17 protein-coding genes are annotated in these 18113 nt (G+C 71.5%); 9 read left to right on the top strand and 8 right to left on the bottom strand.

The window, feature by feature from the left end; all coding sequences use genetic code 11:
* Window positions 1–121: 121 nt before the first annotated feature.
* Window positions 122–472: a chorismate mutase gene (locus Vgi01_RS07430; protein WP_373306897.1), complete on the bottom strand. Its 351-nt coding sequence runs from the start codon at window positions 470–472 to the stop codon at window positions 122–124.
* A gap of 332 nt (window positions 473–804) precedes the next feature.
* Here Vgi01_RS07430 and pcrA point away from each other — a divergent pair, with 332 nt between their 5' ends.
* The gene (gene pcrA / locus Vgi01_RS07425; protein WP_102659605.1) at window positions 805–3198 is read left to right on the top strand and encodes a DNA helicase PcrA; all 2394 of its coding nucleotides are present in this window, start codon (window positions 805–807) and stop codon (window positions 3196–3198) included.
* A gap of 224 nt (window positions 3199–3422) precedes the next feature.
* Window positions 3423–5084 (top strand): ATP-binding cassette domain-containing protein, encoded by a 1662-nt coding sequence (locus Vgi01_RS07420; RefSeq protein WP_233196943.1) that lies wholly within the window; start codon window positions 3423–3425, stop codon window positions 5082–5084.
* A gap of 12 nt (window positions 5085–5096) precedes the next feature.
* Here Vgi01_RS07420 and Vgi01_RS07415 read toward each other — a convergent pair whose 3' ends face one another.
* Together Vgi01_RS07415 and Vgi01_RS07410 are read right to left on the bottom strand one after the other, a co-directional pair.
* Window positions 5097–5897: a M23 family metallopeptidase gene (locus Vgi01_RS07415; RefSeq protein ID WP_102659604.1), complete on the bottom strand. Its 801-nt coding sequence runs from the start codon at window positions 5895–5897 to the stop codon at window positions 5097–5099.
* Window positions 5898–6173: 276 nt separating this feature from the next.
* Window positions 6174–6887 (bottom strand): M23 family metallopeptidase, encoded by a 714-nt coding sequence (locus Vgi01_RS07410; protein ID WP_013735844.1) that lies wholly within the window; start codon window positions 6885–6887, stop codon window positions 6174–6176.
* Window positions 6888–7345: 458 nt separating this feature from the next.
* Here Vgi01_RS07410 and icmB point away from each other — a divergent pair, with 458 nt between their 5' ends.
* The 3 genes from icmB (at window position 7346) to sucD (ending at window position 10311) form a co-directional block, all read left to right on the top strand.
* Window positions 7346–7750 (top strand): coenzyme B12-dependent isobutyryl CoA mutase small subunit, encoded by a 405-nt coding sequence (gene icmB / locus Vgi01_RS07405; RefSeq protein WP_102659603.1) that lies wholly within the window; start codon window positions 7346–7348, stop codon window positions 7748–7750.
* 492 nt (window positions 7751–8242) lie between these two features.
* Entirely contained in the window at window positions 8243–9421 is a 1179-nt protein-coding gene (sucC, locus tag Vgi01_RS07400; RefSeq protein WP_102659602.1) for an ADP-forming succinate--CoA ligase subunit beta, read from the top strand.
* A 2-nt stretch (window positions 9422–9423) separates the two neighbouring features.
* Window positions 9424–10311 carry a succinate--CoA ligase subunit alpha gene (sucD, locus tag Vgi01_RS07395; protein ID WP_102659601.1) on the top strand — a complete coding sequence of 296 codons (888 nt, stop codon included), beginning with the start codon at window positions 9424–9426 and terminating at the stop codon, window positions 10309–10311.
* A gap of 46 nt (window positions 10312–10357) precedes the next feature.
* Here the strand turns inward: sucD and Vgi01_RS07390 are convergent, their stop codons facing one another.
* The gene (locus Vgi01_RS07390) at window positions 10358–10627 is read right to left on the bottom strand and encodes a hypothetical protein (RefSeq protein ID WP_013735840.1); all 270 of its coding nucleotides are present in this window, start codon (window positions 10625–10627) and stop codon (window positions 10358–10360) included.
* 160 nt (window positions 10628–10787) lie between these two features.
* On the opposite strand from Vgi01_RS07390, the gene Vgi01_RS07385 reads away from it, so the two are divergent.
* On the top strand, window positions 10788–12080 hold the full coding sequence (locus Vgi01_RS07385) for a cell division protein PerM (RefSeq protein WP_204290538.1): 1293 nt from the start codon (window positions 10788–10790) through the stop codon (window positions 12078–12080).
* A gap of 84 nt (window positions 12081–12164) precedes the next feature.
* On the opposite strand, the gene Vgi01_RS07380 is transcribed toward Vgi01_RS07385, so the two are convergent.
* Both Vgi01_RS07380 and Vgi01_RS07375 read right to left on the bottom strand, forming a co-directional pair.
* Window positions 12165–12764 carry an ABC transporter permease gene (locus tag Vgi01_RS07380; protein WP_102659599.1) on the bottom strand — a complete coding sequence of 200 codons (600 nt, stop codon included), beginning with the start codon at window positions 12762–12764 and terminating at the stop codon, window positions 12165–12167.
* A gap of 57 nt (window positions 12765–12821) precedes the next feature.
* Complete coding sequence (locus tag Vgi01_RS07375; RefSeq protein WP_204290537.1) at window positions 12822–13781, bottom strand: NAD-dependent epimerase/dehydratase family protein; 960 nt, start codon at window positions 13779–13781, stop codon at window positions 12822–12824.
* Between the two features lie 112 nt (window positions 13782–13893).
* Here Vgi01_RS07375 and Vgi01_RS07370 point away from each other — a divergent pair, with 112 nt between their 5' ends.
* Window positions 13894–14583 (top strand): TetR/AcrR family transcriptional regulator, encoded by a 690-nt coding sequence (locus tag Vgi01_RS07370; protein WP_204290536.1) that lies wholly within the window; start codon window positions 13894–13896, stop codon window positions 14581–14583.
* A gap of 134 nt (window positions 14584–14717) precedes the next feature.
* Here the strand turns inward: Vgi01_RS07370 and Vgi01_RS07365 are convergent, their stop codons facing one another.
* Both Vgi01_RS07365 and Vgi01_RS07360 read right to left on the bottom strand, forming a co-directional pair.
* The gene (locus Vgi01_RS07365; RefSeq protein WP_204290535.1) at window positions 14718–15440 is read right to left on the bottom strand and encodes a DUF4190 domain-containing protein; all 723 of its coding nucleotides are present in this window, start codon (window positions 15438–15440) and stop codon (window positions 14718–14720) included.
* A 6-nt stretch (window positions 15441–15446) separates the two neighbouring features.
* A complete protein-coding gene (locus Vgi01_RS07360; RefSeq protein ID WP_233196942.1) occupies window positions 15447–15692 on the bottom strand; it encodes a CD225/dispanin family protein in 246 nt (81 codons plus the stop codon).
* A 208-nt stretch (window positions 15693–15900) separates the two neighbouring features.
* On the opposite strand from Vgi01_RS07360, the gene purN reads away from it, so the two are divergent.
* Both purN and purH read left to right on the top strand, forming a co-directional pair.
* Window positions 15901–16518, top strand: a complete 618-nt coding sequence (gene purN, locus Vgi01_RS07355) for a phosphoribosylglycinamide formyltransferase (protein WP_102659595.1) — start codon at window positions 15901–15903, stop codon at window positions 16516–16518.
* A complete protein-coding gene (purH, locus tag Vgi01_RS07350; protein ID WP_102659594.1) occupies window positions 16515–18086 on the top strand; it encodes a bifunctional phosphoribosylaminoimidazolecarboxamide formyltransferase/IMP cyclohydrolase in 1572 nt (523 codons plus the stop codon). Before purN ends, purH begins: the two co-directional genes overlap by 4 nt.
* Window positions 18087–18113 lie beyond the last annotated feature (27 nt).

The following is an 18113-nucleotide window of genomic DNA, read 5'->3' as shown; positions in this document are numbered from 1 at the left end:
CATCCGTACGGGAGCGGCGGTAAGGGTAAGTGCCTCCTCAGTGATCCGGGGCGTCGGCCATCACCAGCGGCCGGCGTCCCGGATTCCTGTGTCCCGAGGAAGTTGCCCAGCGGGCGGCCGGTCAGAGCGGTCCACGGCCGGCGCGCAGCAGCAGCAGGGCGAGTTGGGTGCCGTCGGCGCCGAGGGCGCTGCGGAACCGCTCCAGGATCTCCTGCTCGCGGGAGAGCACCAGCCGGGTGCCGCCGGAGGCCATCCGGGTCGCGCCCACCTCGCGGGACAGCTCGGCCCGTTCCTGCCACAACTCGATGAGCGTCCGGTCGATCTCGTCGATCCGGGTCCGGATCTCGACGATCCGGGCCGCGGCCATCGGCTCCGTGGTTCCGGTACCCGGCTTCGCCGAGTCGGGTGTGCCGGCCGCCCCGGTGCGGTCGGAGGTCATGCCGGAACCGGCCGGGACGCCACTCTGTTCCATCACGTCTGACATCTTCGGGTACCTCTCAGAGTCTGGTGCCCGCTGCCCGGATCCCGGGACGAAAAAGCCCCGGGCTCCGTGAGCCCGGGGCTTTCGTAGGTCTGATTGATCAGGCGCGACCTACGGCAGCCGGACTCCCGGTGCCGTAGTAAAAGTAGAAGCGCTGATCGAACATGTCGTCGAGTATGCCGCCCGCGTCGGCCGGTGCGCAAGCGAACGGCCGTCACACGCTGCGACAACGCGGCTGTCAGCGGCCCGGTCCGGCGCGTGGGGAGCGCTGCGTCACCGCCAGGGCGGGCGGTGTCGGGCCGGCGGCATAGACTCGCTCTGCGATGCATCCTCTCTTCGACATCCCCGTGTCCTCGCCCGCGCCCGAGCAGCCGCCGCGCCGGGCCGCCGCGCCGGGCCGTCTCGACCCGTTGCAACTGGTGGAGGGCCTCAACGGTCCGCAACGGGACGCGGTCACGCACGCGGGATCGCCACTGTTGATCGTCGCCGGCGCGGGCTCGGGCAAGACCCGGGTGCTGACCCACCGGATCGCCTACCTGCTCGCCGCCCGGGACGTGCATCCCGGCGAGATCATCGCGATCACCTTCACCAACAAGGCCGCCGGTGAGATGAAGGAACGGGTGGCCAGACTGGTCGGGCCGCGCGCCCGGCTGATGTGGGTTTCCACCTTCCACTCGGCCTGCGTCCGGATCCTGCGGGCCGAGCACGAGCACGCCGGTCTGAAGTCGACCTTCTCGATCTACGATGCCGACGACTCCCGCCGGCTGATGCAGATGGTCACCCGTGAACTGGATCTCGACCCCAAGCGCTACCCCGCTCGGGGGCTGGCCGCCCAGGTCTCCAACCTGAAGAACGAGCTTGTCGATCCGGAAACCTTCGCCGCCCGCGCCTCCGGGCCCAACGAGCGGGCGCTGGCCGAGGCGTACACGCTCTATCAGCGGCGGCTGCGGGAGGCGCACGCCCTCGACTTCGACGACCTGATCATGACAACGGTGCATCTGCTCCAGTCGCATCCGCACGTCGCCGAGACCTACCGGCGTCGGTTCCGGCACGTCCTGGTCGACGAGTACCAGGACACCAACCACGCGCAGTACGTCCTGATCAAGGAGCTGGTCTCCGGCACCGAAGGGCTCGAACCGGCCGAGCTGTGCGTGGTCGGCGACGCGGACCAGTCGATCTACGCCTTCCGGGGCGCGACGATCCGCAACATCCTGGAGTTCGAGCGCGACTTCGCCGACGCCCGCACCATCCTGCTGGAGCAGAACTACCGCTCCACCCAGACCATCCTGAACGCCGCGAACGCGGTGATCGACCGCAACACCTCCCGCAAGCCGAAGCGGCTGTGGAGCGACGCCGGCACCGGTGAGCCGATCGTCGCGTACGTCGCCGACACCGAGCACGCCGAGGCGGACTGGGTGGCTCGGGAGATCGACCGGCTGGTCGACGACGGCGAGACCCGACCGGGCGACGTGGCGGTCTTCTACCGCACCAACGCCCAGTCCCGGGTCTTCGAGGAGGTGTTCATCCGGGTCGGCCTGCCGTACAAGGTCGTCGGCGGGGTGCGCTTCTACGAGCGCAAGGAGGTCCGGGACGCGCTGGCCTACCTGCGCGCCGTGGTCAACGACGACGACACGGTGAGCCTGCGTCGCATCCTCAACACCCCGCGCCGGGGCATCGGCGAGCGTGCCGAGGCGTGCGTGGAGGCGTTGGCCGGCCGGGACCGGATTTCGTTCGGTGCCGCGTTGCGCCGGGCCAAGGACGCGCCGGGCATCTCCAGTCGGGCGGCCAACGGCATCGCCGACTTCGTGGCGTTGCTCGACTCCGCACGGGAGTTGTCCGTCGACGGCACCCCGGAAGAGGTGCTGGAGGCGGTGCTGACCCGCTCGGGATACCTGACCGAGCTGGAGGAGAGCCTCGACCCGCAGGACGCCGGGCGGGTCGACAACCTCCAGGAACTCGTCAGCGTCGCCCGCGAGTACACCGAACGGATCGAGTCGACAGGCGAGGAGGGGGAGCGGGCCACCCTGGCCGGCTTCCTGGAGCAGGTCGCGTTGGTCGCCGACGCCGACCAGGTGCCGACCGACGACCCGGACCACCAGGGCGTGGTCACCCTGATGACCCTGCACACCGCCAAGGGCCTGGAGTTCCCGGTGGTCTTCCTGACCGGCCTGGAGGACGGCGTCTTCCCGCACCTGCGGTCGCTCGGCGACACCCGGGAGCTGGAGGAGGAGCGCCGGCTGGCGTACGTCGGCATCACCCGCGCCCGGCAGCGGCTCTACCTCTCCCGGGCGGTGACCCGGTCGGCCTGGGGGCAGCCGTCCTACAACCCGCCGTCGCGGTTCGTCGAGGAGCTGCCGCCGGAGCTGGTTCGCTGGGAGCGCACCGAGGGGTCGTACACCTCGTGGGGTGGCGGTGGCGGCGGCGTGGGCGGTCGCGCGGAGCGCACGCCCGGCGGGCGCGGCACCTTCGCCGGGGGTACGCCCCGGGCCGTGCAGTTGGCGCGCAAGCTCGGCGTGGACGGCAGCCGCCTGGCCACCGCGAGCGAGCTGCCGCAGGGGCCGAAGGTCGTCGCCGGGGACCGGGTCAACCACCAGCGGTACGGCCTGGGTCGGGTGGTCACCGTGGAGGGGCACGGCCCGAGCGCCCGGGCGCAGATCGACTTCGGTGACCAGACGCTCTGGCTGGTGCTGCGACACGCTCCCATCGACAAGCTCTGAGCCCGCCGACCGTCGCCGATCATTACCGGGCACCAGAGCCGCCCCGGCTGCGCTATCGTCGGAGCATGCACTCGTGCGCCTTCTCGATGAAGCCCTGGTTCCGCCGCTGACGGCGGCAGGGTTGACCGGCTCTTTCTGAGCGATCTCTGTTCCGCCGTCCTGGTGTTCCCGCCGGGCGGCGTCTTCGTGCTGCCCGGCTCCACGACGAGCCGAAGAGCAGACACATGAGCATGAGCAAGTTGCATCCCGCCGGCCAGCTGCCGGCAGGTCACCGGGCGCACGTACGGGCGGACGGCATCCGGGTGGTACGAGGTGGGCGGGTCGTGCTGTCCGATGTCAGCGTGACCGTTTCGGCCCGTTCCCGCCTGGCCATCGTCGGCGAGAACGGCCGGGGCAAGACGACGCTGCTGCACGTGCTGGCCGGGGTGGCCGCGCCCGATCAGGGCACGGTGGACCAGGCGGGCACGATCGGCCTGGCCGAGCAGGCCCTCCAGGCACGTGACGGCGAGACGGTCGGCACCCTCGTCGCGGCCGCGACCCGCGAGTCCCGCCGCGCGTTGCGGGCGCTCGACGACGCCACGGCGGCGCTGACCGAGGGGCTGGCCGGGGCGGAGGACGCCTACGCCGCCGCGCTCGACGCGGCCACCCGACTCGACGCCTGGGACGCCGAGCGGCGCGTCGACGTGGCACTGGCCGGGCTGGACGCCTGCACCGACCGGCAGCGCCCGCTGGCCACGCTATCGGTCGGTCAGCGTTACCGGGTCCGCCTGGCCTGCCTGTTGGGGGCCCGCTACGACCTGCTGATGCTTGACGAGCCGACCAACCACCTCGACGCCGGCGGGCTGGCGTTTCTCACCGGACGGTTGCGTGAACATCCGGGTGGGGTGGTGGTCGTGACGCACGACCGGGCGTTGCTGCGCGACGTGGCCGTGGAGTTCCTGGACCTCGACCCGAGCGAGGACGGCCGACCGCGCCTGTTCGCCGGCGGGTACGCCGGTTGGCAGGAGGGGCGCCGTCGGGAGCGCGAACGCTGGGAACGGGAGTACGAGGCACAGCAGGTCGAGCATCAGCGGCTGGCCGAGGCGGTGAACGAGGCACAGCAACGGCTGAGCACCGGTTGGCGTCCGGAGAAGGGCCACGGCAAACACCAGCGCCAGTCCCGCGCCCCCGGTGTCGTCCAGGCGTTGCGGCGCCGGCAGGAGGACCTGGCGGCCCACCAGCTCACCGTGCCGCAGCCGCCGCTGCGACTGCGCTGGCCCGAACTCGGCACCCGGACGCGGTCACCGATCCTGCGCTGCACCGCCGTCACGGTGACCGGGCGGCTGCGCCGCGCCGTCACCCTCACCATCGACGGCGGGGACCGGCTGCTGGTGACCGGCCCCAACGGGGCGGGCAAGTCGACGCTGCTCGCGGTGCTGGCCGGGCAGCTCGAACCGTCCACCGGCGAGGTCCGTCACCTGCCGCAGGCCCGGGTCGCGCTGCTCGGGCAGGAGGTGCCGGACTGGCCGCCGGGGGTCCTCGCGCACGAGTTGTACGACCGGTACGTGGGTCGACTCCAGTCCGCGGGGCGGCTCGGCGACCGGGACCGGCTGCCGCTGACCGCGACGAACCTGCTCGACCGGGAGGCGCTGCGGACCCCGGTGGGGCGGATGTCCCAGGGGCAGCAACGCCGGTTGAACCTCGCGCTGCGCCTCGCCGAACGGCCGGACCTGCTGATCCTCGACGAGCCCACGAACCACCTGTCGGCACCGCTTGTCGACGAGTTGACCGCCGCCCTGCGGGAGACCTCGGCGGCCGTGGTCGTTGCCACCCATGACCGGCAGATGCTCGTCGACCTCGCCGACTGGCCCGTCCTGTCGCTCGCCGACCCGCCGGAGGCGCCTTGAGGCTCTATCCGTTCAGCAGGCCACGTTGATGCCGCGGGCTCGCAGGAAGGGCGCCGGGTCGATCTGGTTCCACATCTGGCCCTGGTGCACCTCGAAGTGCAGGTGTGGACCGGTCGAGTCGCCGGTGGAGCCCTCCAGGCCGATGGTCTGCCCGGTGCTGACCTTCTCGCCCACGCTCACCCGGGCGGTGCTCAGGTGGGCGTAGTGGGTGAGGTAGCCGTTGCCGTGGTCGATGACGACGGAGATGCCGTAGCCGTCGCCGACGTCACCGGCCTTGGTGACGGTGCCGCCGAACGCGGCACGGACCGGAGTGCCGGCCGGCAACGCGAAGTCGATGCCGGCGTGCAGGGTGCCCCACCGGGGGCCGTAGCACGAGGTGATGGCGGCACCCGCCATCGGAATCACCCAGCCCGAGGTCGCGCCCTTGCTGGCCTTCGGTGTTGCGCTCCTGGTCGCCTTCGCCGTGGCCTTGGCGGACCCGGTGGCCTTCGGGCTGGGCTTGGCCGTCGGGCTGGCGCTGGCCGACGGGGTCGGCGTCGGGCTGTTCGTCGCGGTGGGGGCGACCGAGTCGCGGGCCGACCGGTCGGCCCGCGCGGCGGCGTCGGCCCGGGCGGCCTCGACCTCGGCCTGCGCGTCGAGCGAGACCGGGCTCGGTGTGGGTCGGCCGTCGCGGGTCGCCACGGCGACACCGCCGAGACCGACAAGCGCGACCGCGCCGATGACCAGGCCGCGGTCGCGCCAGCCGACCTGACGTCGGTGTCGCGCCGGAGCGTTGGGGATCTTCCGGTACGGGGTGGAGTTGTCGTCCTGCACGGGCGGACCTCACGGGATCGAAGTGGCACGTGACCTCGAAATCCTGGTGTCGATCCGCCGTGCGGTGGGTACCGGGGGTGGACGGGCCGGTGCGGCGCCGCCGGGTGGCTGTCCGCTTCTGTCCGACGCAGTGCTCGACTGTCCGGGCCCGCTGCGAGGCGGTGCTGTGGCATCCGCCACAGTCGCTGTTGTGAGCTGGGACACTTTGCTTGAGGAGCGCACAGACAAAACCGCCCGGATCATGCGATCCGGGCGGTTGTCAGGCCTCACTGGCGGTCAGGAGTCGGCTACCTCGCTGTAAATTGCCTCGACTTGCAGCTTGATGTCCACTCCGCGCTCCTGCAGCCACGGCACCGGGTCCAGCGGCTGGCCCTTGACATGGACCTCCAGGTGCAGGTGGGAGCCGTACGAGTGGCCGGTGTTGCCGACCAGACCGAGCTGGTCGCCGGCCTTGACCTGCTGGCCCTCGCGGACGCTCAGGGCGGAGGAGTGGCCGTAGATGGCCTCACTGCCGTCGGCGTGCTGGACGATGACGGCGTAGCCGTAGCCGCCGAACCAGCCCGCCTTGGTGACCTTGCCCTCGTGGATGGCGACGTACGGGGTGCCCTCGGGCGCGACCAGGTCGATGCCGGTGTGCAGCTTGCCCCAGCGCATGCCGTACGGCGAGTTGAAGTCGTAGCCCTGCAGGGGGAGCAGCCAGACACCGGAGTCGGCGACGATCTCCGAGGCGCCCCGGCCGTCGCGGGATGCGCGCTCGGCGGCGTCGGCCCGGTCCGCCGCGCCCTGGCTGCTGATCGACGCCTGCTTGAGCTCGTCCAGCACCGACGGGTTGACGCTCTTGGCGTCCGGCAGGGCTCCCGCGCCCAGGGCCACCACACCGGCGCCGACGAAGGCGGTGGTGACGACCGCGGCGTAGCGGCTGCGTGGCGGGGTGGGTACGCGACGACGGCCGCGATATCTATCGGGCTCAGACGACAGGCGCTGGCGCACGCATACCCTCCGTTGTCGGGGTTCCGATGCGGCCCGGCCCGCACCCGGACCGAGGTCCGAGTGTGGCTGGTTCCGCGTCGTCACCCGTCCGTAGACCTGATGACAACCGTGGACACGGTAGCCAACCGTCAGGCGAGCCACAAGCCGGAGCGCCGAACTCGCTGCTCCATTCTGTCCCTTTCCGTCCCTGATTGTCAGTCCTTTGGGTCACGACAGGGTGCCCTGGTTATCGTCCGTTCGTCGCACACCGTGACCGATCGGCTGAGTCGTCCTCCTTGACTCGTCTGGCGTCGGTCATGGTGATTCGGGGGCGTGCCGATGTCGCCGAGATCCCGTGGGTGCGCGCCGTGGCCGCTGTGATGCTCGCCCCGGTTTCCCGGGTCCGCCCGCGCGGGTTACCGTTCGTTCAGGTGATTACCGCGGATGATTGCCGCGGAGCCGGTGAAAGGGATGCGCAGATGAGCTCTCGTGTTCGGGTCGTCGTCGCCAAGCCGGGCTTGGACGGCCACGATCGTGGCGCCAAGGTGGTGGCCCGCGCGTTGCGTGACGCCGGCATGGAGGTCATCTACACCGGCCTGCACCAGACCCCGGAACAGATCGTGGAGACCGCGATCCAGGAGGACGCGGACGCCGTCGGCCTGTCGGTGCTCTCCGGCGCGCACATGACGCTGTTCCGGCGGGTGATCGAACTGCTCGACGAGCGCGACGCCCGGGACATCGTGGTCTTCGGTGGCGGCATCATCCCGGACGCCGATCTGCCGGAGTTGACGCAGCTGGGTGTGGCCAAGATCTTCACCCCGGGCGCGACCACCCAGTCCATCGTGGAGTGGGTCCGGGAGAACGTCGCGCAGCCGGTGAGCTGAATCCCGGCCGACTGTCGCGCGCCGATCGGGTCATCACGGGCGTACTGCGGCCTGAGGGCAGACAGAGTGAGGGGCCGGACGCACCCCTCACACGTCCGGCCCCTCTATGCACGATGCCCCGCCGCCACCCCTCGACCGACAGGGCATCGGCCGCTTTCGTGTCCTCGCGCCTTCCAGCGCGCCGACATCAGACTCAACGACGCCCTTCCGGCGGGGTTACGCACCATCGTCGAGATCCCTGTCCGAGCTGGCAGGATCGCTCGTTCGGGTGACCGTGCCGTCGGTCCTGACGGAGGCTGCGGGCGGCGTCTGCGACGGCTGTGGATTACCGCACACCGCGCACCCGCTCGGTTGCCCGCCGTGCCGTCATCGCTAGGCTGCGCCCAATGGCCTGTTTCAACTTCCACTGATGTCAGGCATCGCACTGTTTTCTTTCCATACGCTGGTGGCGGCGCGACGGTGCGCCGCAGAGACGGGACGGGACGCGCAATCGTGGACCTGTACGAATACCAGGGGCGGGACCTGTTCGAGCGGCACGGCCTGCCCGTGCTCGCCGGCGGCGTCGCTACGACCCCAGAGGAGGCCCGCGCGATCGCCGAACGCCTCGGCGGCCGGGTGGTCGTCAAGGCACAGGTGAAGGTCGGCGGCCGAGGCAAGGCCGGTGGCGTCAAGCTGGCCGAGGGCGCGGAGGAGACGGTGGCCCGCGCCACCGACATCCTCGGCATGGACATCAAGGGTCACACGGTCCACAAGGTCATGATCACGGTGACCGCCGACGTGGCCGAGGAGTACTACTTCTCGTACCTGCTCGACCGGGCGAACCGCACCTTCCTCTGCATCGCCAGCGTGGCCGGCGGCATGGACATCGAGCAGGTCGCCGCCGACACCCCGGAAAAGGTCGTCAAGGCCCCCATCGACGCGGTCAAGGGCGTCGACGAGGCCAAGGCGCGGGAGATCGTCGAGGCCGCCGGCTTCCCGGCCGAGGTCGCCGACCAGGTCGTCGAGACCGCGGTGGGCCTGTGGAAGGCGTTCGTCGCCGAGGACGCCACCCTGGTCGAGGTGAACCCGCTGGCCAAGACCAAGGACGGCAAGCTGCTGCTGCTGGACGCCAAGATCTCGCTCGACGAGAACGCCGGCTTCCGGCACCCGGATCACGAGGCCCTGGTCGACCAGGCCACCGTGGACCCGCTGGAGCAGGCCGCCAAGGAGAAGGACCTCAACTACGTCAAGCTCGACGGCGAGGTCGGCATCATCGGCAACGGCGCGGGTCTGGTCATGTCGACCCTCGACGTGGTCGCCTACGCGGGCGAGCGGCACGGCAACGTCAAGCCGGCCAACTTCCTCGACATCGGTGGCGGCGCGAGCGCCGCGGTGATGGCAAACGGTCTGGAGATCGTGCTCTCCGACCCGTCGGTCAAGAGCGTCTTCGTCAACGTCTTCGGCGGCATCACCGCCTGCGACGCGGTCGCCAACGGCATCGTCCAGGCGCTGGACCTGCTCAAGCAGCGTGGCGAGGAAGTCACCAAGCCGCTTGTCGTACGACTCGACGGCAACAACGCCGAGGCCGGTCGGGCGATCCTCGACGGCGCGAACAACCCGCTCATCGAGCGGGTCGACACCATGGACGGCGCGGCCGAGCGGGCCGCCGAGCTGGCGGCTGCGGGGGTCTGATCATGGCAATCTGGCTGACCAAGGACTCGAAGGTCATCGTCCAGGGGATGACCGGCTCCGAGGGTTCCAAGCACACCCGGCGGATGCTCGCCGCCGGCACCAACGTCGTCGGCGGCGTCAACCCGCGCAAGGCGGGCACCACCGTTGACTTCGACGGTGCCGAACTGCCGGTCTTCGCCAGCGTCGCGGACGCGATGAAGGAGACCGGCGCCGACGTCACCGTCATCTTCGTACCGCCGCAGTTCACCAAGGGCGCGGTCATCGAGGCGATCGACGCGGAGATCCCGCTGGCCGTGGTGATCACCGAGGGCGTACCGGTGCACGACACCGCCGCCTTCTGGGCGTACAACGTGGCCAAGGGGGAGCGGACCCGCATCATCGGGCCGAACTGCCCGGGCATCGCCTCGCCGGGCGCCTCCAACGCCGGCATCATCCCGGCCGACATCACCGGCGCCGGCCGGATCGGCCTGGTCAGCAAGAGCGGCACGCTGACCTACCAGATGATGTACGAGCTGCGCGACATCGGCTTCTCGACCTGCGTCGGCATCGGCGGTGACCCGATCATCGGGACCACGCACATCGACGCCCTGGCCGCCTTCGAGGCGGACCCGGACACCGACGCAATCGTGATGATCGGTGAGATCGGTGGTGACGCCGAGGAGCGGGCGGCCGAGTTCATCAAGGCCAACGTCACCAAGCCGGTGGTCGGCTACATCGCCGGCTTCACCGCCCCGCCCGGCAAGACCATGGGCCACGCCGGTGCGATCATCTCCGGCTCGGCGGGCACCGCCGACGCCAAGAAGGCCGCGCTGGAAGCGGTAGGCGTCAAGGTCGGCAAGACGCCGACCGAGACCGCCAAGCTGATGCGGGAGCTCATGTCCGGCCGCTGACCGGACCGCTGAACCGCGCTGAGGGGCTGACCGGCTGGTCGGCCCCTCAGCGGTTCCAGTACGGGTAGTTCCCGGTCGCCTGCAGGATCAGGCTCAGCACGATGTTGAGCACACCGAGGCCGATCGCCACGTAGCCCAGCACCGGAGACTGGTGGTAGCGCCGCGCATCGCGGATCGACAGCCAGCCGAAGACGATGCCGAGGATGCCGCAGCAGAGCAGGCCCGTCACGATGCCCAGCACACCCCAGAGCGTGGTGCGGTCCCGACCGGCCGGGCGCGAGGGCGGCGGCGGTGGTGGTGGATACGGAGTGGTCACGGCTTCCCTCCGGGCGCTAGCTGCCGCGACACGGATCACGGCTCCTTGCTGCCGAGGCTAGAGCAGTACCTGTGGCGTCACACGCGATAAGAGCAACTAGGTGTCCCGCCGGTGTGGTGTCGGTCAGCCGACCTGGGCGCGGCATGCCAGAGTAGAACCGATGTCTTTCGTCACCCCTGACCAGCCCCGGCGGGCCACCGAAGCCCGGGACGCCGGCAGTCGGCCGCCCGGTCGTGCCGGCCCGCCGCGCCGGGCACCGCTGCCCCGTGGCGGGCACACCGGCCGCAACCACGCGCCGCTGGTGGTCGCCGCCCTGGTGGCCGCCGGTGGCGCCGCCCTCACCTCCTGGCTGCCGGTGGCGCTCGTGCTCTGGTTGTTCCAGCTCAGTGAGGGTGCCGCCAGCCTGCTCGGCGCGGTGCGCGCGGGGACGGCAGGTTGGCTGCTCGGGCACGGGGTGCCGCTGGAGACCGCCACCGGGCCGTTGGGTCTGGCACCGCTGGCGGTGACCGCCCTGGCGGTGTGGCGGTTGTCCCGGGCCGGGGTGCACGTCACCCGCGCCATCGGCGCCCGGGGCAGCCGATCACCGGGCCGCACCCTCGTCGCCGCGGTGGCCGTCGGCGTCGTGTACGCCCTGCTCGGTGTGCTGGCCGCGATGCTGGTCGGGGCCGGCGGGCTCGGGGTGTCGACGGTGCGGGCCGGGCTCACCTTCGGGGTGCTCGGCGTGCTCGCCGCCGGGGCCGGCGCGTCGCGCACCAGCCGACTGTCCGACCTGCTCGCCGCCCGTACGCCGAAGCCGCTGCGCGACGGTGCGCAGGCGGGGTTGGTGGCCGGACTGGTGCTGCTCGGGGCGGGAGCGGCTGTGGCCGGGCTGGCCGTGGCGACCGGCGGCGGTGACGCGGCCGACCTGATCGGCGCCTACCGCACCGGGGTGGCCGGTCAGGCCGGCATCACGCTGGTGAGCCTGGCCTACGCGCCGAACGCCACCGTCTGGTCTACCAGTTACCTGCTCGGCCCGGGCTTCGCCGTGGGCACCGACACGGCGGTGCGGACCAGTGAGGTCGCCGTCGGCGCGCTGCCGGCCCTGCCGTTGGTCGCCGGGTTGCCCGGTGGGCCGGTCGACGGCTTCTGGTCGGCCACCATCCTGGCGCTCCCAGCCCTGGTGGGGTTGGCCATCGGCGGGCTGCTCGCCCGCCGCCTGCTCCGAGCGGCTGCCGTCGAACGAGCACCGTTGGGCTGGGGTGCGCTGCTGGTTCCCGCCGTGCTGGCCGGGCCGGTGACAGGTCTGCTGATGGGTGCGGTCGCCGAGGCGTCCGGCGGGCCGCTCGGCGCGGGCCGGCTGGCCGAACTGGGCCCGGTCGGTTGGCAGGTGGCGCTCGCGTCGACCGTGGTCATCGGCGCGGGTGCGCTGCTCGGTGCCGCCGCCACCCGCTGGCTCACCCGGTTCGCCACCTGACGGCCTGCCGGCTGACCGGGCCGGACGGCGAACAGCGGCGATCCCGGGGGACCGCCGCGTGTCGCAGGCATGGACGTGGACCGTTCAGTGGGCGGCGAGCCGTCGGGATTCGAGTACGGCGGCGAGGACGTAGGCGCCACCGCCGGCGAGAGCGAGGATCCAGTACGGCCCGGGTGCGCTGAGGAAGAGCGCGGCGGTGGAGACCACGGCGAGCCAACTGCCCAGCGCGTAGTGCAACACGTTGCGACGGACGGCGCCCTCGGCGAGATAGATCAGGCCGACGATGAACGCCGAACCGCTCGGCCAGAGGATGGTGTGCAGCTCGGGCATGTCGAGGGTGGTCGCCAGGCCGGTGATGACGAAGAACAGGCCGGTGAAGGCGGTGACCCAGGCGATGCCGAGGAGCTTGCCGGAGAGCAGCTCGGCTCGTCCGGCGTCGCGCTGGGCGCGGGTGGCGGCGACCGTGGCCGCGACACTGCCGGCCACGATGCCGGCGGCGAGCAGGGTCATGGGCAGCCATCCGGGCAGGTCGACCAGCGGGTCGGCACCGCTGGAGAGCGCTGCGGCTCCGTGCCCGAGCAGGTAGGCGACGGCGAAGCTGGCGTACGGGATCCGGTTGTCGACCCGGTCGACGGTGCTGGCGGTCCCGGCCACGGCGGGCGGGGCGATGGCGACGGCGGACATATCTGGTACCTCCGGTAAGAGCGGATGTTCGGGGCGGGACGGGGGCAGCGGCGGCGGTCAGACGGCCGCCGGTCGCCGGGCGGTCGTGGCCGGGAGCCCGCCGAGCAGTGCGGCGGTCTCCCGTAGCGCCTCGTCGAGCGGCTGGTGGCGTAGACCGAAGGTGTCGGTGGCCGCGGTGGAGTCCATGACGAACGGCCTGTCGAACTGGTACGCCGTGGTCTGGAACTCGCGCAGCATCGCGGAGAGCAGGCCGGCGGCGCGGAAGACCGGGCCGGGGATGGTGGTGAGCTTCGGCGCGGGCGCACCGAGCACCTCGGTGAACCGGGTGGCGAGTTCGCGGATCGTCAGCGGTGCCGCGCTGGGCACATGCCAGGCGCGGTTCCACGCCCGCTGGTCGGTGGCCGCGATGATCAGCATCGCCGCCATGTCGTTGATCGAGGTCCAGGTGTGCGGTACGTCGAGCGGGCCGGGCACGAAGGCGCGGCGGCCGGCGAGCAGCGGCTTCCCGAGCAGGAAGCTGAAGATCGACTGCGCCTGGAGGTAATCGCTGCCACGCACCTCGGTGACGGCGCGGATCCGCCCGGCGCGCTGGGCGGCGAGGGCGGCACGCCACATGTCGGCCCGTACCTTCAGTTTCGGGTGGGTGGCGGCGAGCGGGGTGTTCTCGGTCATCGCGCCGGTGACCTCGCCGTACCCGTAGAGGCAGCCGGTGACGACCAGGGGTGCGCCGGAGCGCTCGGCCGCGGTGAGCAGCGCGTCGGCCAGGGGCGGCCAGTCGGTCAGCCAGCGGTGGTAGGCGGGGTTGAGGCAGTTGTAGATCGCCCTCGCGCCGTCGGCCAGCTCGCTGAGTCGATCGGCGTCGACCGCGTCGGCAGCGATCCGTTCGATCCGTGGGTGGTCCGGGCCCCGGCCGGAGCGGCTGACGATGCGGACCTGTTCGCCCTGCTCAGCGAGCTGTCGCGCGGTGGTCGAGCCGACCAAACCGGCGCCGACGATCAGGTGTGCGGATGTGGCCACGGGAGTCCCCTCTCGAAATGGAGAGCAGTGCTCTCCGTCGAGAGCTATGTTCTCTGATGCGAGCCCCTGTCGTCAAGAGCAGTGCTCTCGAATGTGTGCGACACTCACTGTCATGCCTGCTGCCAGCATCCGGGCTCGGGCCCGAGCCGAGATGATCAACGAGATAAAGGCGATCGCCCGCCGGCACCTCGCGGCGGAGGGGGCGAACCTGTCGTTGCGCGCGGTCGCCCGGGACATGGGGATGGTCTCCTCGGCGATCTACCGCTACTTCGCCAGCCGGGACGAGTTGCTCACCGCGTTGATCGTGGACGGCTACCACGCGCTCGGCGACGCGGTGGCGGCCGGCGACGCCGAGGTCACCGACCGCACCGACCTGCGTGGCCGGTGGCTCGCGGCCTGTCACGCCGTACGCCGCTGGGCGCTGGCCCATCCCGCCGAGTACGCCCTGCTCTTCGGTAGCCCGGTCCCCGGCTACGCCGCGCCGCAGGAGACCACCGTGGCGGCGGTCCGGACACCGACCGTCCTGATCGGGATTCTCGCCGACGGCTTCGCCAGCGGTGCCCTGAGCGACCCCGGTGACCTGCCCGGGCCGGTCCAGGGCGACCTGGCCGCCGTCCGCGACGGATTCTTCCCCGAAGTCCCCGAGGCGCTGCTCAGTCGCGGTGCCACCGGCTGGATGTGCTGCTTCGGTGTGGTGAGCTTCGAACTCTTCGGCCAGCTCGACGGGCTGATCCAGGCGCGGGAGGAGTACTTCGACCACCAGATGCGCCGGATGGCCGACCTGATCGGCCTGCCCAGGTAGTCGGGGGAGCCGGGGGAGTTGGGTAGCCCTCGGATCCGGGGGGAGTCGGGTGGCCGGCGGAGTCCGTCACGCCGGCCGGGTGAACGACCGAGGGGCGTTCCGGTCGTCCGGAACGCCCCTCGATGCGGGTGTGCTCAGGGCTGCGGCAGGCTGACGTTCACCACCAGCAGCACGATCTGGAGCAGGCCGAACAGTACGCCGATGCCACCGCAGATCAGACCGGTGAGCGCCTGTCCCGAGTTGTTGGCCAGGCCCTGGTCCGCCTTCTGCTTGCCCAGCCAGCCGGTGATCAGCGCGGCCGCGCCCAGCGGAATGCCGAGGTAGCAGCAGGACAGCGGAATCGACGCGATGCCGAGGATCATCGACAGCAGGCCGAGGGTGTTCTGTGGGCCGCTGGCACCGCCGAAGCCGGCCTGCGGGTACATCGGTGCGCCACCGTACTGCTGCTGCGCGGCGTACGGGTCGGCGTAGGGCTGACCGTACGGCTGGCCCGACACCTGCGGCTGGCCGTAGGCCGGTTGCCCGTAGGCGGGCTGCTGCCCGTAGGCCGGGGGCTGCCCGTACGCCGGGGGCTGGTTGGCCGGCGGCGGCGCGTACGGGTCGTAGGGTGCGGGCGAGACCGGCGGCGGCCCGGACGGCTGCTGACCGTACGGATCTGCCGGAGCGTTGCCGGCCGGCCCGTACGGGTCCGCCGGTGGGGCGTACGGATCCGCGGGCGGCGTGTACGGGTTGGCCGGCGGCGGAGCGTACGGGTTTGCCGGCGGCGGGGCGTACGGGTTGGCGGGCGGCGAAGAGGTCGGATCCCCGTACGGCGGCTGCTGGCCGTACGGGTCCTGACCGGGGTTACCGGGCTGCATCCGGAATCAGTAGCTCATCGCGGTGTTGCCGCTGAGCGCGCCGATCACGCTTCCGCCCACGCAGCACACCAGGACGATCGCGATCCAGGCGATGCCGACGATCAGGGCCCACTTGGACCACTTCTTCGACTCGGCCGCCGCGGCCTGCGCACCGGCGTAGTCGCCCTGCTGGAGCAGCGGGTTGACCTTCGAGGCGTTGATGATCGCGGGGATGGCCAGCGGCCAGAAGAGGAAGATTGCGACGATCGACATTGTCATGTTGTTGTCGACCTGCTGGGGTGGCTGAGAGGGGTATCCGGGCTGCATGTCGATGCGCTCCTCAGGTTGCTGTCGCTGGTGGGTGCGGGCCGGACGTGCGCCGGGCCCGAGCGACCGGCAGCGTACCTGGTCCACGCGAATTCGGCAGTCGCCGATCCGGTCCCGCCCAGCGTCCGGGCGTCGGTCGACGGCCCGATAGGGTGTGCCGGTGAACGAGCCCGCCCGTATCGTCGTGCTGATCTCCGGTTCCGGAAGCAACCTTCAGGCGCTGCTGGACGCGACCGCTGACCAGGCGTACGGGGCCCGGGTGGTCGCCGTGGGCGCGGACCGCGACGGCATCGCCGGGCTGGACCGGGCGGCCGCCGCGGGGGTGCCGACCTTCGTGGAGCGGGTCTCCGATCACCCGACCCGGGAACAGTGGGATGCGGCGCTCACCGCCCGGGTCGCCGAGCACCGGCCGGACCTGGTCATCTCGGCGGGCTTCCTGAAGTTGGTAGGCACGCATTTCCTCGCCGCCTTCGGCGACCGCTACCTCAACACGCACAACACCCTGCTGCCGGCGTTTCCCGGCATCCACGGCCCGCGTGACGCCCTCGCCTACGGCGTGAAGGTCACCGGGGCGACCCTCTTCTTCGTCGACGCCGGGATGGACACCGGCCCGATCGTCGCGCAGGTGGCGGTGCCCGTCCACGACGACGACGACGTCGACACGCTCACCGAGCGCATCAAGGAAGCCGAGCGGCAGCAACTCGTCGAGCAGGTGGGCCGGCTGGTCCGCGAGGGCTGGACGATAACCGGAAGAAAGGTCACAGTTCCGTGAGTTCCACTGAGGATGGGCGCCGCCCGATCCGGCGGGCACTGGTAAGCGTCTACGACAAGACCGGGCTGGTCGAGTTGGCCCAGTCGCTGCACGCCGCCGGGGTGGAGATCGTCTCCACCGGCAGCACCGCGTCGACGATCGCCGGTGCCGGCGTACCGGTGACCCCCGTGGAACAGGTGACCGGCTTCCCGGAGATCCTCGACGGCCGGGTGAAGACCCTGCACCCGAAGATCCACGGCGGGCTCCTCGCCGACCTGCGCAAGGACGCCCACGCCGCCGCGCTCGACGAGCACGGCATCGCCGGGATCGACCTGCTGGTGTCCAACCTGTACCCGTTCCAGGCCACCGTCGCCTCCGGGGCCAGCCAGGACGAGTGCGTCGAGCAGATCGACATCGGTGGTCCGGCGATGGTGCGGGCCGCCGCCAAGAACCACGCCTCGGTGGCGGTGGTGACCGACCCGGCCGCGTACCCGCTGCTGCTGGCCGCGCTCGGCGACGGTGGCTTCACCCTGGCGCAGCGCCGGGCGCTCGCCGCCCGCGCCTTCGCCGACATCGCCGAGTACGACGTGGCCGTGGCCGACTGGTTCGCCACCACCCTCGCCCCGTCCGCCGACGGCTGGCCGCAGTTCGCCGGGCAGGCGCTGCGTCGCCAGGCGGTGCTGCGCTACGGCGAGAACCCGCACCAGGGCGCGGCCGTCTACGCCGACCCGGCGAGCCCGGCCGGGCTGGCGCAGGCCGAGCAGCTGCACGGCAAGGAGATGTCCTACAACAACTACGTCGACGCCGACGCCGCCTGGCGGGCCGCGAACGACTTCGCCGACCAGCCGGCGGTGGCCATCATCAAGCACGCCAACCCGTGCGGCATCGCGGTCGGCTCGGACGTGGCCGACGCCCACCGCAAGGCACACGCCTGCGACCCGGTCTCCGCCTTCGGTGGCGTCATCGCGGTGAACCGGCCGGTCTCGGTCGAGTTGGCCGGGCAGATCGCCGAGATCTTCACCGAGGTCGTGGTGGCGCCCGGCTACGAGCCCGGCGCGGCCGAGGTGCTCCAGGCCAAGAAGAACATCCGGCTGCTGCGGGCGCCGGAGTTCCGTCCGCTGCCGGCCGAGTGGCGGCAGGTCACCGGCGGCGTACTTGTGCAGCAGCGCGACGCGATCGACGCCGACGGCGACGACCCGGCGACCTGGCGGCTGGCCACCGGTGAGGCGGCCGACGAGGCCACCCTGGCCGACCTGGCGTTCGCCTGGCGGGCGGTCCGCGCGGTCAAGAGCAACGCCATCCTGCTGGCCCGCGACGGCGCGACCGTCGGTGTGGGCATGGGTCAGGTCAACCGGGTCGACTCGGCCCGCCTGGCGGTCAGCCGGGCCGGTGCCGACCGGGCCGGCGGCGCGGTCGCCGCCTCGGACGCGTTCTTCCCGTTCGCCGACGGTCCGCAGATCCTCATCGACGCCGGCATCCGGGCCATCGTGCAGCCCGGCGGCTCGATCCGCGACGAAGAGGTGATCGCCGCCTGCAAGCAGGCCGGCGTCACCATGTACCTCACCGGCACCCGGCACTTCTTCCACTGAGCCAGCCGTTAACAAGGGCCCCTTCCT

Source organism: Micromonospora gifhornensis (assembly GCF_016863515.1).
Taxonomy (GTDB): Bacteria; Actinomycetota; Actinomycetes; order Mycobacteriales; family Micromonosporaceae; genus Micromonospora; species Micromonospora gifhornensis.
This window is presented reverse-complemented; position numbering and strand designations above follow the sequence as displayed.

Coding starts and splice junctions, on each gene's coding strand:
- Vgi01_RS07380 (WP_102659599.1), bottom strand. CDS start 12,764: ATGTCCGCCGTCGCCATCGCCCCGCCCGCCGTGGCCGGGACCGCCAGC.
- Vgi01_RS07420 (WP_233196943.1), top strand. CDS start 3,423: ATGAGCATGAGCAAGTTGCATCCCGCCGGCCAGCTGCCGGCAGGTCAC.
- Vgi01_RS07370 (WP_204290536.1), top strand. CDS start 13,894: ATGCCTGCTGCCAGCATCCGGGCTCGGGCCCGAGCCGAGATGATCAAC.
- icmB (WP_102659603.1), top strand. CDS start 7,346: ATGAGCTCTCGTGTTCGGGTCGTCGTCGCCAAGCCGGGCTTGGACGGC.
- Vgi01_RS07385 (WP_204290538.1), top strand. CDS start 10,788: ATGTCTTTCGTCACCCCTGACCAGCCCCGGCGGGCCACCGAAGCCCGG.
- Vgi01_RS07360 (WP_233196942.1), bottom strand. CDS start 15,692: ATGTCGATCGTCGCAATCTTCCTCTTCTGGCCGCTGGCCATCCCCGCG.
- sucD (WP_102659601.1), top strand. CDS start 9,424: ATGGCAATCTGGCTGACCAAGGACTCGAAGGTCATCGTCCAGGGGATG.
- Vgi01_RS07430 (WP_373306897.1), bottom strand. CDS start 472: ATGGAACAGAGTGGCGTCCCGGCCGGTTCCGGCATGACCTCCGACCGC.
- pcrA (WP_102659605.1), top strand. CDS start 805: ATGCATCCTCTCTTCGACATCCCCGTGTCCTCGCCCGCGCCCGAGCAG.
- Vgi01_RS07365 (WP_204290535.1), bottom strand. CDS start 15,440: ATGCAGCCCGGTAACCCCGGTCAGGACCCGTACGGCCAGCAGCCGCCG.